The following is a 13,958-nucleotide window of genomic DNA, read 5'->3' on the forward strand; positions in this document are numbered from 1 at the left end:
GCGTGCTGCTCCCGCTTCTATTTCACGCATCGGATTTTTCCGAAAACCGCTGCGCACTTTTCGGTCCGATGCTATTGAGCGGCAAAATCGAAAGGCCACCGCCCATGACTGTCACCAAAGACCTTACCCAGCTCGGCGCACACGTCGAGCCGCCAAAGAGCCCCGAGACGGCGGTCCTCGAAACCGTGCCATTTGCGCGCGGCGACGGCCCGCCGGCGATCGTGCGCTTCGTCTGTCCGGAGTTCACCTCGCTGTGCCCGGTCACCGGCCAGCCGGATTTCGCCCATATCGTCATCGACTATGCACCCGATACGGCTCTGGTGGAATCGAAGTCGCTCAAGCTGTTCATGACCTCGTTTCGCAACCATGGCGCCTTCCATGAAGAATGCACCGTCATGATTGGTCGCCGCATTGTGGCAGCGACCAAGCCCTTGTGGTTGCGCATAGGCGGCTATTGGTATCCGCGCGGCGGCATTCCGATCGACGTGTTCTGGCAGACCGGCGCGCCGCCGGAAGGCGCCTGGCTGCCCGACACCGGTGTTGCGCCCTATCGCGGGCGCGGCTGATTGAGCATCAGCCATTGTCGACACCGATCCGGCACAGCGTTGTTGCGAGGAAGGGAAGGACCGCATCGCGATAGCGCGGCTGGTCGTAGCGCCACCGGCAGCGACGAGCCCGACCAGCGCGATCGCGAGCAGAACGCGAAGCTTCATTGCCGATCACCAAGGCGCGGCCAGCAGCTCATTCGCACTGATACTGGCTGAGCGCCCATTCGCCGGTCACCGACAAAAGGTCCGATATCTTCCAGTCGCCGTCGACCTTCTTGAACTTCCATTCCAGCCGATGCGGATTGCCTGATACGACGAAGGCGACGATGACCTTGGCCTGGTCGCCATTGACCGCTTCAAGCGTCCTCAGGCTCTTGTCGATCTCGGCCTTGTCGTAGTCCGCATTGTCGAGCGCCATGTTGGGGTCGAGGCATTCGCCCTGCCCCGATTTGCGCAGCGCGTCGCTCTTGTCGAGCACGGTCTTCGCCGGGTCGACGAAGTGGCTGCGCTGCGCCGGGTCGATCTCCAACCCGACCTGATCGTAAAATGGCCGGACCACCGCCGTTGGCGATCCCGGCTGGATCGGCACTGGCGCGCTGTCGGCCGGCGGGGCCGCGAGCGGTGGCGTTGCCGGCTCCGAAGCACCGCCTGGCGCATTGGCAGGGGGTGCACCGAGCAGGCCTTGAGCAGTGGCTATGCTCACTATTGGCAGGCACACAGTCGCCAGGACCAGAAGACGGCAACGGGCCATAGCATCACTCCGGTGCCTTGTCGGGCATGCATTCCAGCGCGCTCAGCGTCCAATTGCTGGTCTTCGAGCTGATATCGGCGACCTTCCATTTGCCGTCGACCTTCTTCAGCGACCACAGCATTTCGCGCTTGGAATCGTCGCCTTCCGGGAAAAGGCTGAAGGTTGCGGTGACTTCGGCGGTGTCGCCGTTGACGACTTCGGCGAGCTTCAGCGTCTTGGCCACGGTCTTCTGGTCGAAGTCCTGTGCGTCGAGGCCTGGATCGAAATCGATGCAGGCGACCTCGTCAGGCTTGTTCTTCTGCGCTTGGTCGTTGAGATCGAAGAGTTTCGTCACCGGTTCGGTGAAGCGGTCGCGGTACTTTGTGTCCGCCTCGAATTTCACTTCAGGGACATAGAAAAACTTCACGGCCTTGGAAGCCGGCCCGGCAAGTGCAGCGGCGGGCAAGGCAATTGAAAAGACAGCGGCAAGCACCATCGGTTTCATGCAGGATCTCCGGAGTCGGCGGCAAGGCGGCAATACCACACATCCTGCATATCGGCTTTTTTGCGACTCATGAAGTCTTCCCGGCAACGCGTCAAAGACCAAGCGCCACCTTGCGGCCATCGTGAATGGCGAACGCCGCCTGTCTGGAAGCGGTACAGTCACCGATGGCGGTATGCGCGATTCCGCGTTTTTCGAGCTCCACCGACAGACTGTCCTGCGCCATGCTGGTGGCAGCGAACACCAATGCGTCGGCTTCGCATTCCTGTTCGGTCCCGTCGAGCAACGACGTTATCCGGGCCACCTTGCCATCCCAATGCACGACGGCGCTTTCTGTCACAAATCTGACCTTCAGCGCTGCAAGCGCGCGGCGCAGCGGCGCATCCACGGCCATTCGCTGAAGTTCTTTGCCAACCATGGCGTCGGGCGTCACGATCGTCACATCATGACCGTCCTCCGCGAGTTTCCAGGCGGTGCCGCATCCTTTCCAGTTGCCACCATCGTCGAGGACCAGCACGCGCTTGCCCGGCCTCGCCTCCCTGGACATCACGGCTTCGGCCGAGAAGACCGCGCCTCCGCCCGGAACGTTTTCCCATTGCGGCAGCGCCCTTTGGAAAGCGCCGTCCTGGGGCATGGCGCCGGTCGCGACGATGACGTGATCGGCGCCCTCGCGCTCTATGTCCTCTGCTTCGACATATTGGCCATAGCGCACATCGACCTGAAGCTGGCCAAGCTGGCGCTGGTACCAGTCGATGAGGTCGAGAATCTGCGCCCGGCGCGGCTGCAGGCCGGCGAGCCGGAATTGTCCGCCGAGACGGTCCGACGCCTCGGCGAGCGTCACGCGGTGGCCGCGCTCGGCCGCCACGCGCGCGGCTTCGAGACCCGCTGGCCCACCCCCAACGACAAACACATGTTTCGGCTGGGTGGCCGGGGTGAAGCGATCGCCTCCCCATTCCCATTCCCGCCCCGCCGATGGATTGATCACGCAGCTGATCCAGTAGTCGCGGCCGCGCCGGCCCCAGCACATCTGATTGCAGGACAGACAGCCGCGAATGTCCTCATGCCGGCCACCCGCAGCCTTTGCAGCCAGATGCGGATCGGCGATCTGCCCGCGCACGATCGAGACAAGATCGGCGCGACCTTCGCTCAACACGCTCTCGGCGTTTTCCGGAGTGCGGATGTGGCTTTCCGCCGTGATCAACGCGTGCCTCACCGTCGATTTCAACACGGCGGCAAGGTCCGTCCCAAGCTTTTCCGGATAAAGGAAGGTCGGCATGATCTTGTAGAAATCGAAATACGAACCCGTTCCGCAAGTGACGTAGTCCATCAGATTGTCACGGTCGTGCAGGTTGACTATCTCGGCCAATGCTTCTCGCTTTAACGCCACCTCGACTTCCGGTTCGTCATTGATTGCGAGACCGACGATGAAGTCGTCGCCGCACACCTTGCGGATGCGGCTCATCACCTCACGGCTCATGCGGGTGCGGTTTTGCAGGCTGCCGCCCCATTGGTCGTCGCGGCGGTTCGACCAGGGCGTCCAGAACTGATCGAGCATCGAATGATAGGCGGCCCAGACCTCGACGCCGTCGAAACCTGCCTCGCGGCAGCGGCGCGCCGCCTGGACGAAACCGTCGATCGTCTCTTCGATCTGGCGCTCGGACATGCGGTGCGACCCGTCTGAATCGTGATAGCTCGGCAGGCCGGACGGCGACCAACCGGCGTGGAACGAGTTGTCTGCATCGGCATGCTGGCCAACGTGGTAGAGTTGTTGGATGGCGACAGCACCGTTGCCGCGGATGGCATCCGTCACCTTGCGGAAATGGGGGATGACGCTGTCGTCCGAGGGGCGGAAATTGCCGCGTGTAAGCACCGCGGCCTGATGCACCGGCATCGGCTCGATCACGATCATGCCCGCTCCGCCAATCGCGCGTTCGGCGTAGTAGCCGACATGGCGGGCAGTCGGCAGGCCATCCTCGGCCATATTTGCGGTATGGGCTCCAAAAACGATGCGGTTGCGCAATGTCTTGCCGCGCAATGTTGCGGGCTCGAACAGTCGCTTGAAGACCCGCCCAGACATTCGCGTACTCCCCTTCAATCTTGGCGGGTATGTCGACCCGCCGGCACCGCAAATGGCGCCGGCGCAGCTTGCGGCCAGCGTCGTAAGCTAGCTGTCCAGCCAGACGTTCTGGAAGTCCATTTCGTAGGTCTGGTGCATTCCGTAGTTCTTCACCTTCTTGCTCATGTGGCAGTAGAGCTTCTGCCAGAAAGGCTGGATGATGACGCCGGAATCCTGCAGGATCTGCTCGACGTCCTTCATCACCTCCTTGCGCTTGGCAGGATCGGCCAGCGACAGCGCCTCTTTCAGCTTGGCGTCGAAGTCCGGGTTGGCATAGGCCGTCTCATTCCAGGCTTCGCCCGAGCGATAGCCAAGCGCCAGCACCTGGACGCCCAGCGGCCGCATGTACCAGATGGTCATCGAGTACGGATATTTCGTCCAGTCGTTCCAGAAGGTCGAGCCCGGCAGCACCGTGCGCTTCACCTTGATGCCGGCATCGCGCAATTGGCCGGCGATCGCGTCGCCCGTGTTCTTCTGCCACTCGTCCTCGACGGTGATCAGCTCATGCTCGAAGTCGGCCTGCCCGGCATCCGCCATCAGCTTCTTGGCGGCGGCGGCATCGCGTGTCTTCTTTGGCAGCGGATAGTATTCGGGATGGATCGGGGCGACGTGGTGGTTCTCGCCGACCGTGCCGAGCCCGGCGTAGCCGAGTTGCATGACGGCATTGTTGTCGACGGCCATCTGCAACGCATTACGGACCCGCTGGTCGTCATAGGGCTTGTGGGTGATGTTGGTGCGGGCAACGAGCGTGGTCGCTGTCGCGACCTCCGACTTTACCAGATCCATCTTGTCGAGGGCTTCGATGAAGTCGGCCGGCGTTTCGAAATCGAGGTCGATCTCGCCGGACTCGAAGGCATTCAGCGTGGCGTTGAAGTCGGTGCCGTAGTCGATGAACTCAACACCGTCGAGCGGCGTTTCGCCACCCCACCACTTGCCGTTCTCGCGACGCTTGACGACCGCCTTCGTACCCACCGCATAGGACACCAGTTCGAAAGGTCCGGTGCCGATTGGCTTCTTGATCGGGTCGGCGCCATCCTTGTCGAAGTCGCGATGCACGACCAGCGCCGGATAGTCGGTGAAGCCCGGTATGATCGCGACGTCGGGTTCGGACAGCTTCAGCTTGACCGTGAGATCATCGACCTTGGTGATGGCGCCATCCTTGGCCTTGCCGGTCTTTGTGTCGATCAGCGCGCCGACGCGTGCCGCCATGGAATTGCCTGAAGCACCCTTCTCACACCAGCGGTTCAGATTGGAGACCACGTCATCGGCGTTGAAGGCATCGCCATTGTTCCAGGTGATGCCTTTGCGCAGATGCAGTGTGTATTCGGTGGCGTCGTCATTGACGTCCCAGCTTTCGAGCAGGACGGGCTCGAACGTGAACTCGTGCGTGTAGCGGACGAGCGGCTCCAGCCAGCAACGGGTGACGTTTGCCATCTCGGTCCAGTCATAGGTGCGCGGATCCTTCTGCGCCTTGACCGACATTGCGACACGCAGCGTTCCGCCCTTTTTCGGTTCATCGGCCAGGGCTTTGGTCGGCGCGGCAAGGCCGATCATGCCGTAGGCGAAGGCCGTCGAGGCGCCGAATGCGCTGGCAAGCGCGAGGAATTCGCGGCGGTCCATATGGCCTGCACGCGCCTCTTTCGCCATTGCCTCGATGGTATCAGGCACGCGGTCGCCATTGCTTCTGAAGAACCTCATTTTTTTCTCCCTTTTTTTGTTCCCGCTAGTTGGTCGTGCGTCGCGTCAACTGACGCTATTTGGCAGCGCCTCTTCGCGCCGCGCGATGAAATCCGCCAGCCCCTCAGCGACACCCTCGTCGAGCTTCGGCTCCTGGTAATCCGCGAGCATGTTGCGAGCTTTCTCGCGGCCGCGCGTGTCGTGATCCTTGGCCCCTTCGGCCTTCCACTGTTCGTATGAATTGAAGTCCATGATCGAGGGTATGAAGAAGGCCGACTCGAAATGTTCGAGCGTATGCTGTGTGCCGAGGAAATGGCCCTGAGGCCCGACCTCGCGGATCGCCGCCATCGCTTCCTTGAAGTCGTCGAACGGCAGCCCGCCGGCATATTTGTACCAGCCAACGAGCTGTTCGCAGTCCGTCGCGAATTTCGAATAGCCGCAGCTCAAGCCGGCCTCGAGCCAACCGGCGGAATGCCAGATGTAGTTGGCACCGGAGAGGATTGCGGCATGCATCAGCATGTTCGCCTCGTAGCCCGCCTGGGCATCGTTCAGCTTCGACCCGACATGGAAGCCCGACGTGCGCCATGGCAGGCGGTATTTGCGCGCCAGTGCCCCCATCAGATACATCATCTGGGCCGCCTCCGGCGTGCCGCCCATTGGAGCGCCGGTCTTCATGTCCACCGTAACCATGAACTGTCCGTAGAGCTGCGGCGAACCCGGACGCAGGAGTTGCGTGAACGCGACGCCCGCCAGCGCTTCGGCATTGACCTGCGCAACTGCTCCCACTGCAGAGGCTGAAGTCGAGGCGCCGCACAGCGCGAATGGCGCCAGGATCAGCGGCTGGTTGCTGCGCGCATAGACCTTCATGGCGTCAAGCATGGTGGCATCCCACACCAGCGGCGAATTGCAATTGGTGATCGACACCAGCACCGGGTTGTCGCGGACATAGTCCTCGCCGAACACGATGCCTGCCATCGCCATCGTGTCCTCGGCTCGTTCCTTGGACGTCACGATGCCCATGAACGGCTTGTCGGAGTGCTTCAGCGCCGAATGGATGATGTGGAGATGGCGCTTGGGCACCGCGATTTCCATCGGCTCGCAGATGACCGAGCTCGACGAGTGGAGCGCCGGCGCCATGTAGGCGAGCTTGTGGAAATTCTGCAGGTCGGCGAGCGTGCCATAGCGCCTGTTGTTGTCGAGGTCGCGCACGTAAGGCGCGCCATACATCGGTACGAAGATGGAGTTGTCGCCGCCAACGCGCACCGTGCGCTGCGGATTTCTCGCATTGAGTGTAAACTCCGACGGGACCTTCGATATGAGCTCCATCAGGAGCGCACGGTCGATCCGGACACGCGTTTCCGACACGTCGGCTCCCGCCGCCTTCCACAGTGCAATGGCCTCGTCGTCGCGGAACTCGCATCCCACCTCTTCGAGGATCGAGAGCGACTCCTGGTGGATCAGTTCCACCGCCTCATCCGGGACCATCTGATACACGGGGATCTTGCGGACCAGGGTCGGAAACGACGCCATGGGAATTCCCCGCAGCACCTTGCGCCCCAGTCGGCCACCCGCTCGACGGTTGGCAGGTTCGGTCACTTCGACGGCCGGTGCGTTCATGGAAATCCCATCCTCCCAGAGCCAGTCAATTTAGCGAGACAAAATACAGCTGTGACGTTGGAAAATCCTGATCTCTTGTATAAGCTCAGCTTATGCGAAGCTTGCGCCATCTGCTGCCGTCGGCCGGCAGCCTGATCGTCTTCGAGGCCGCCGGGCGGCTGTCGAGCTTCACCGCCGCCGGGCGGGAGCTCGGCATGACGCAGGCCGCGGTGTCCTATGCGATACGTGGGCTGGAGGAGCAGCTCGGCGCCAAACTCTTCCAGCGTCGCCATCGACAAGTCATCCTTACCGAAGCCGGTGACCGCTTCCATGCCGACGTCTCGCTCGGCCTGTCGCACATCCGCAAGTCGGCCGAGGATCTGCGCCAGATCGCTGTCGGCGCGCATGTGACGCTGGCGGCGTCGACCGCTTTCGCCTCGTTCTGGATGATGCCGCGCCTGCAGCAGTTTCGCGACGAGCTGCCGGGCGTCGACCTGCGCATCCAGACCGCCGACCGCGACCTCGACATCATCGCCGAGGACATTCCGCTCGGCATTCGCGGCGGTGAGCCCAGGGAATGGCCGGACTATCATGCGCTGCCGCTGGCCGATGAGGAGATATTCCCGGTTGCCGGCGCAAGCTATGTGGCGCGCTTCGGGCTGCCGCAGACCGTCGAGGATCTTCCGGCACACCGACTCATCCATCTCGAAGAGCCGTTTCGCGAGGCAGCGAGCTGGGACGAGTGGTTTCAGTCCGCCGGGGTCGATATCACCGATGCCGGGCGTGGCCTGCGCATCAACGACTATGCTCTGGTGATCCAGGCGGTGATGGAGGGCCAAGGCATTGCGCTCGGCTGGGGACACCTTGCCGAGCGGCTTTTGGCCTCGGGGCTGCTGGTGCGCGTCACCGGCCACACGATGCGAACCGGCAAGGGCTTTCACATCATCTGGTCGAGGAACCGGGAACTCAGTGACAACGCCCGCAAGGTAAGGGATTGGCTGGCTGCGCAGGCGTGAGGCGGTGAATGGAGCCCCTGTCATCTCCGCTGGCACGCCGGCATCGAAAGCTTCCGCAGCGGCCTCGAATCCGCCTATAGTGCCCTTATGCCCATTCGCCAGCTTTCCGAAACGATGATCAACCAGATCGCCGCCGGCGAAGTCATCGAGCGTCCGGCCAGCGTGGTCAAGGAACTGGTCGAGAACGCGCTGGATGCCGGGGCTTCCCGTGTCGAGATCGTCACCGCCGGCGGCGGGCTGAACCTGATCCGCGTCACCGACGACGGCTCGGGCATTCCCGAACCGGAACTGGCGCTGGCGATCGCCCGCCACTGTACCTCGAAGCTCACCGAGAACATCCACGACATCCGCTCGCTCGGCTTTCGCGGCGAGGCGCTGCCGTCGATCGGTTCGGTGTCGCGGCTGTCGATCCGGTCGCGCACGGCATCAGGTGACAGCGCCGCCGAGATCGGCATCGAGGGCGGCCGCGTCTCTGCCGTCAAGCCGGCGGCAGCCAATCGCGGCACCACGGTCGAGGTGCGCGACCTGTTCTTCGCCACACCGGCGCGGCTCAAATTCATGAAGGGAGAGCGCGCCGAAAGCTCGGCGACCAGCGACGTGATCAAGCGCATCGCGATTGCCTTTCCCGCGGTGCGCTTCACACTGGCGGGCTCCGACCGCTCGACGCTGGAGCTGCCGGCGACCGACGACAGCCCGGAAGGCCGATTGCGCCGCGTCGCGCAGGTGATGGGCACCGACTTTCCCGACAATGCCATTGCCATCGACGCCGTGCGTGACGACGTGCATCTGACCGGCCATGTCTCGATCCCGTCCTTCAGCCGCGCCAACGCTCTGCAGCAATATGCCTATGTCAACGGCCGGCCGGTGCGCGACAAGCTGATCGCCGGCGCCATTCGCGGCGCCTTCGCCGATGTACTGCCGCGCGACCGCCATGCGGTGACCGTGCTGTTCCTGACGCTCGATCCCGGTGTCGTCGACGTCAATGTCCACCCGGCCAAGGCCGATGTGCGTTTCCGCGACCCCGGACTGGTGCGCGGGCTGATCGTCGGCGCCATCCGGCAAGCGCTGGCCGAATCCGGCATCCGTGCCGCCACATCAGGGGCAGCCGGCATGATGGCGGCGTTCCGGCCGGGTGCGGCGTCCTATGCGCACGGCGGCCCGGCCAACGGCCATCGCAGCTATGACGCTGCCTACCGTGCGTCTGGCTCCACCGGTTTCGATGCCTCGCGCTCGCCGCAGCGACCGCTCGACATGGGCTTCGAGCATACAGGGCCGAGAAATGGGGGCTTCAGCGAAAGCGACCAGCCGGCATTCGACGCTGGCCCACTTGCCAGCGCCGATGCGCGCGCCGGGTCGGATGAAGCGGCGCAGACGCTGCTCGGCACGGCGCTGGGCGCCGCCCGCGCGCAGGTGCATGAAAACTACATCGTCGCCCAAACCCGGGATTCGCTTGTCATCGTCGACCAGCATGCGGCGCATGAGCGGCTGGTCTACGAAGCCTTGAAGAATGCGTTGCATTCGCGCGCGGTGCCGTCGCAGATGCTGCTGTTGCCGGAGATCGTCGATCTGCCGGAAGAAGACGCCGAGCGGCTTGCCATGCATTCGGAAACGCTGGCCCGCTTCGGCCTCGGCATCGAGCGCTTCGGCCCTGGCGCGGTGGCGGTGCGCGAAACGCCGTCGATGCTGGGCGATACCAATGTCCAGCAATTGGTGCGCGACCTTGCCGACGAGATCGCCGACAATGACACGGTCGAGACGCTGAAAGGCCGGCTGGACAAGATTGCCGCCACCATGGCCTGCCACGGCTCGGTGCGCTCAGGTCGCCTGCTGAAAGCGGAGGAGATGAACGCGCTGCTGCGCCAGATGGAAGCGACGCCGGGTTCCGGCACCTGCAACCATGGCCGCCCCACCTATATCGAGCTGAAGCTTGCCGACATCGAACGGCTGTTCGGGCGGCGGTGAGCCTGTGGGCGACGAGTCGACGCTCCAGCTCCGGTTCGAAGCCGAAGTGATCCACTGGCGGGGCCCTTCGCCATACTTCTTCGCGCCAATCCCCGAGCATCATGGCGACGAGATCAAAAAGGTGGCGAAGTTGGCGACCTATGGCTGGGGGGTGATCCCTGTCGAGGCGGCCATTGACGGCGTCATGTTCGGCACGTCGCTACTTCCCAAGGATGGAAGCTATCTTTTGCCCCTGAAGGACGACGTTCGGCGTCAGTGCGATCTAACGGCAGGCGATTCGATTTCCGCTGTCATCACGATACGCCTTCGCGGACGATAGCGACCCCGCCCGTGGCGGCAGAGAGGTGGAGCAGAGTAAATTCCGGTGCGGCTCTCATTTTGATTCGGGATAGGCGCCCAACCCTTTGATCTAGCGCTTCAAATTCACCACGATAACACCACCCAGCGCCAGTGCGCCGCCGAGGATGCCGAGCAGCGTCGGGATCTCGCCCAGCCAGAAGAAGCCGATCAGGGCAGACATGGGCGAAACCAGATAGAGGAAGTTCGAGGCACGTGCGGCCGGCAGGCGCGACAGCGCGGTTGCCCAGGCGGCATAGGCGATCAGGCTGGGCACGATGCCGAGAAAGATCACGGCGCCGAGGCCAGCCGTATTGGCCACCGCCGCCTGGGCAAAGCCGCTCGGCAGGAAGGGCGACAGGCAGAGTGCGCCAAGGATCATGTTCGAGGCCGAGATGGTCAGCGGGTGGTGACGGGCAAAGAGCGGCTTCTGGACGATGGTGTTGACGGCCGAGCAAAGCGCCGAACCAAGCACGAGCAGTGCACCGACATTGAAATGCAGGCCCTGCCCGTCTGCCACGGCTATGACGCCGATGCCGGCGAAGGATATCACTGTGCCAGCCCAGGCCCAGCTTGAGAAACGCTCACCGAGCAGTGCCATCGCCATGATGGCGGTGAAGATCGGGCTGACGTTGATGATGAAGCCGGCAGCGCCGGCCGAGACGGTCAGTTCACCGTAATTGAGCATCACGGTGTAGAGTGCGACGAAGATGGCGCCGCCAAAGACCAGGCGCCACAATTCGTCGAGCCTTGGCAGCGCCGGACGCTTGACCGCAAGGAAGATCGCCGCCGGCACGGCGGCGATGGCAAAGCGCAGCGCACCGAGTTCCAGCGGCCCGAAGGCGGCGAGGCCGGCGCGGATCGCCGGAAAGGCCGAGGCCCAGCCGACCACGGTCAGCGCCACCGCGATGGCTGCGGTGGTGTCCATCCGCTGTGTCGGATTCAACGTGCTGGTCATCGCGCTCATCTCACTGTCCTCGTGTTCCTGCGTCTCTAAATGCAGAAAACGCCTTTTCCGGCTGGTTGACAAACGACCAAATCGAGGATCACCTGTGACTATGGATCACAGCTCAGACACGATGGTGCCACTCGAAACGCTCCGCGCCTTCGACGCAGCGGCGCGAACAGGCAGCTTTTCGGCCGCCGCCGAGAAACTCAACATCACCCACGGCGCCGTCAGCCGGCAGATTGCCAAGCTCGAGGACTGGCTGGGCTTGAAAGTGTTCGATCGCGGCGCGCGCGGTGTTTCGCTGACAATCGAGGGCAACCGCCTGCATCTGCGTACGGCGGAGGCCTTTGCGCTGATATCAAGCCATTCGGACCGCTGGGTCGAGCCGCGCGGCACCGCCGTGGTGCGGCTGACCTCGATCCCCTCGGTAAGCGGGCTTTGGCTGATGCCACGCATGGCGGCACTGGAAAACCACCCGTCAAAGCTGCGCATCGTGCTCGACGTCGACATCCGCCAGGCCGACCTTGCCGACGAAGGCATCGACCTGTCGATCCGCTGCGGGCGCGGCGGCATTCCTGGCCGGGTCTCGGTACAGCTTTTCGAGGAGCATGTTTTCCCCGTCGCCTCGCCCGAGCTTGCCCGCGAGATCGGCCGCGGCGACCCTGCGCGGCTGCTCAAATTTCCGCTGGTCAACGATTCCGATGCCTCGGCCTGGCGCGCCTGGTTCGCGGCGCAAGGCATGGACTACCGCCCGCGCCCGCAGGACCGCCGCTTCGAGGACTACAATCTGGTGCTCGATGCCGCCGCCCACGGCCTCGGCATCGCGCTGGCACGCCCGCCGCTGACCGAGCACCAACTGAAGTCGGGCCGCATCGTCACCGTCGACGACCGCACCGCGCTCAACCCGGTGTCCTACTGGCTCGACCGGCCAATTGGGCGACCGCGCAGCGCTGCCGCGGAACTGGCGCGGCGCATTGCTGCCCAGGCCGGTCTGGCCATGGAAAAGATGGACGCGTTCATCGAGGCCGAGCGCTAGCGGAGTATTAGCAGGACGAACCCGACTATCGCCGCGGCCAACAGCCCAGCCGCCAGCGACATCAGCCCGACGCTCATCTGCCTGTGTTCAGGCCTTGCCGCATCGCTTGGCTGGGAGGTTGCCTGCCCTCTCTTCGCTGCCGCAGCGGTGATGGCGGCACGGTGCAAGGGCGAAAGCTCGGGTGTCAGAAATGCCAACCATGGCAAGCCAGTAGGCCGAACGGCTCCACCATCATCAGGTCTCGCGAGCGGCACCGCGAGGCCGCGTTGCGCCTCGCCGCCGTCCGCTCGTCTCACCGCAGCTGTCGCCGGTGCGGCATCGCTGGCAGCATCCGGCTCGGCCAAGGCCAGATAGGCCTGCATGATCTCAGCCGAGGCTGCCCGCTGCACCTTTGCGGCGGTTGCTGGCAACAAGATCGGCGGGTCCGGCGCTGCCGATTGCGGGGACGCGCCTGCCGACACTGGCGGTAGCACCAGTACCTTGATCAGCGCCGTCCTGACCGGGTCGGCCCTGGCCGACGGCACGGCCTGCGATGTCACGGCCTCCTTCAGCAACGCGGTCAGGCGGGCAGATGAAATGTCCATGCTGTTCCCACAATAGGTGGTTTCCAGCCTGACAATAGAGCTTCTGCATTGCGTCAAGCTTGACCTTGCCGGCAATTTGTGGCGATGAAATCATCATGAACCTTGGCGTCCCCTCATGATGAACCGCTTCGAAGGCCCCGGCGGCAAGGAAGCCCGTATCCGTTATCTCGACGGTGACTTCCAGGTCACCAGCCCGGGCGCATTCGTGCGCTGCGCGGTAACCGGCGAGAACATCCCCCTGGACGAGCTCAAATACTGGAGCGTCGCCAGGCAGGAGCCCTATGTGAGTGCTGCCGCCTCACTGCGCCGTGAGATCGAAACGCATCCGGAACTGCGCAGCCGGCGCTAGATCGGCATTTTTATCCCGCAGGGCTATGGGACTGAGGATGCCGGCGCGTTTTCGACCCTGAACTGAAATTCGTGAATCAGTCGGTCGCCAACGAGCACCTTGATGGAATACGGCCCAGTTGGATCGCCGTCGGCCACGCACCAGCCATGCGAGATCCATCCGTCCTTCGGCTTATAGAACAGGGTTGTCTCGGAGACTTTTCGATCGCCCGATATCTTGCTGGAGCTATACTCGTCGCCGTCTATGCCACCCCACTGCTTCGGCTCTGCGGGAAGCGTGAACACCTCCGTGGCCGATACCAACTTGTCGCCCGGCCCCAGCTGTATGCGCCATGCATAGCAGGCGCGATCAGGAATAAGCGGAACGACATTGGAGGGCTTGACGTGGGCGACACCGTCCGCATCGGTGACCGAGACCAGAAATTCGCTGTCGGTCATGGCGGGCGTTTGCGCCGAAGATGGGTTTGCGATCCCCGCAAGAACACAGCCGACAAAGAGCGCCCGCAACCTGACCATTCCATCCCCCGCGCGAAAGCCGATCTGGATCATAGTCCTGAA

General features: G+C 63.5%; 14 protein-coding genes. 6 read left to right on the forward strand and 8 right to left on the reverse strand.

From position 1 onward, the window contains the following. Positions 1-104 precede the first annotated feature (104 nt). Positions 105-566 (forward strand): preQ(1) synthase, encoded by a 462-nt coding sequence (gene queF, locus AC1DXN_RS10630; RefSeq protein ID WP_477242719.1) that lies wholly within the window; start codon positions 105-107, stop codon positions 564-566. A gap of 175 nt (positions 567-741) precedes the next feature. On the opposite strand, the gene AC1DXN_RS10635 is transcribed toward queF, so the two are convergent. The 5 genes from AC1DXN_RS10635 to AC1DXN_RS10655 all read right to left on the reverse strand — a co-directional run bounded on the left by AC1DXN_RS10635 (position 742) and on the right by AC1DXN_RS10655 (position 7,190). Then, entirely contained in the window at positions 742-1,299 is a 558-nt protein-coding gene (locus AC1DXN_RS10635) for a hypothetical protein (RefSeq protein WP_477273512.1), read from the reverse strand. Positions 1,300-1,303: 4 nt separating this feature from the next. After that, entirely contained in the window at positions 1,304-1,783 is a 480-nt protein-coding gene (locus tag AC1DXN_RS10640) for a DUF3828 domain-containing protein (protein ID WP_477242717.1), read from the reverse strand. 91 nt (positions 1,784-1,874) lie between these two features. Beyond that, positions 1,875-3,857 carry an oxidoreductase gene (locus tag AC1DXN_RS10645; RefSeq protein ID WP_477242716.1) on the reverse strand — a complete coding sequence of 661 codons (1,983 nt, stop codon included), beginning with the start codon at positions 3,855-3,857 and terminating at the stop codon, positions 1,875-1,877. Between the two features lie 87 nt (positions 3,858-3,944). Beyond that, positions 3,945-5,594, reverse strand: a complete 1,650-nt coding sequence (locus AC1DXN_RS10650; RefSeq protein ID WP_477273514.1) for an ABC transporter substrate-binding protein — start codon at positions 5,592-5,594, stop codon at positions 3,945-3,947. Positions 5,595-5,639: 45 nt separating this feature from the next. Beyond that, positions 5,640-7,190 carry a trimethylamine methyltransferase family protein gene (locus tag AC1DXN_RS10655; RefSeq protein WP_477242714.1) on the reverse strand — a complete coding sequence of 517 codons (1,551 nt, stop codon included), beginning with the start codon at positions 7,188-7,190 and terminating at the stop codon, positions 5,640-5,642. Between the two features lie 92 nt (positions 7,191-7,282). On the opposite strand from AC1DXN_RS10655, the gene AC1DXN_RS10660 reads away from it, so the two are divergent. The 3 genes from AC1DXN_RS10660 (at position 7,283) to AC1DXN_RS10670 (ending at position 10,466) form a co-directional block, all read left to right on the forward strand. Continuing rightward, positions 7,283-8,185: a LysR substrate-binding domain-containing protein gene (locus tag AC1DXN_RS10660; protein ID WP_477273516.1), complete on the forward strand. Its 903-nt coding sequence runs from the start codon at positions 7,283-7,285 to the stop codon at positions 8,183-8,185. An 87-nt stretch (positions 8,186-8,272) separates the two neighbouring features. Continuing rightward, entirely contained in the window at positions 8,273-10,147 is a 1,875-nt protein-coding gene (mutL, locus tag AC1DXN_RS10665; protein WP_477273518.1) for a DNA mismatch repair endonuclease MutL, read from the forward strand. Further along, positions 10,113-10,466 carry a DUF1905 domain-containing protein gene (locus AC1DXN_RS10670; protein WP_477273520.1) on the forward strand — a complete coding sequence of 118 codons (354 nt, stop codon included), beginning with the start codon at positions 10,113-10,115 and terminating at the stop codon, positions 10,464-10,466. Before mutL ends, AC1DXN_RS10670 begins: the two co-directional genes overlap by 35 nt. Before the next feature lie 90 nt (positions 10,467-10,556). Here the strand turns inward: AC1DXN_RS10670 and AC1DXN_RS10675 are convergent, their stop codons facing one another. Then, entirely contained in the window at positions 10,557-11,450 is an 894-nt protein-coding gene (locus tag AC1DXN_RS10675; protein WP_477273522.1) for a DMT family transporter, read from the reverse strand. 91 nt (positions 11,451-11,541) lie between these two features. Here AC1DXN_RS10675 and AC1DXN_RS10680 point away from each other — a divergent pair, with 91 nt between their 5' ends. Then, positions 11,542-12,468, forward strand: coding sequence for a LysR substrate-binding domain-containing protein (locus AC1DXN_RS10680; RefSeq protein WP_477273524.1), 927 nt, complete (start codon positions 11,542-11,544; stop codon positions 12,466-12,468). Here the strand turns inward: AC1DXN_RS10680 and AC1DXN_RS10685 are convergent. Continuing rightward, the gene (locus tag AC1DXN_RS10685) at positions 12,465-13,052 is read right to left on the reverse strand and encodes a hypothetical protein (RefSeq protein WP_477273525.1); all 588 of its coding nucleotides are present in this window, start codon (positions 13,050-13,052) and stop codon (positions 12,465-12,467) included. The two genes, AC1DXN_RS10680 and AC1DXN_RS10685, sit on opposite strands and share 4 nt — an antisense overlap. Positions 13,053-13,167: 115 nt before the next feature. Between AC1DXN_RS10685 and AC1DXN_RS10690 the strand changes: the two genes are divergently transcribed. Continuing rightward, positions 13,168-13,401, forward strand: coding sequence for a DUF2093 domain-containing protein (locus AC1DXN_RS10690; protein ID WP_477242707.1), 234 nt, complete (start codon positions 13,168-13,170; stop codon positions 13,399-13,401). A 23-nt stretch (positions 13,402-13,424) separates the two neighbouring features. Here AC1DXN_RS10690 and AC1DXN_RS10695 read toward each other — a convergent pair whose 3' ends face one another. Further along, positions 13,425-13,949, reverse strand: coding sequence for a hypothetical protein (locus AC1DXN_RS10695; RefSeq protein WP_477242706.1), 525 nt, complete (start codon positions 13,947-13,949; stop codon positions 13,425-13,427). Between the last annotated feature and the right edge of the window lie 9 nt (positions 13,950-13,958).

It is taken from the genome of Mesorhizobium sp. P2_H9 (assembly GCF_056403215.1).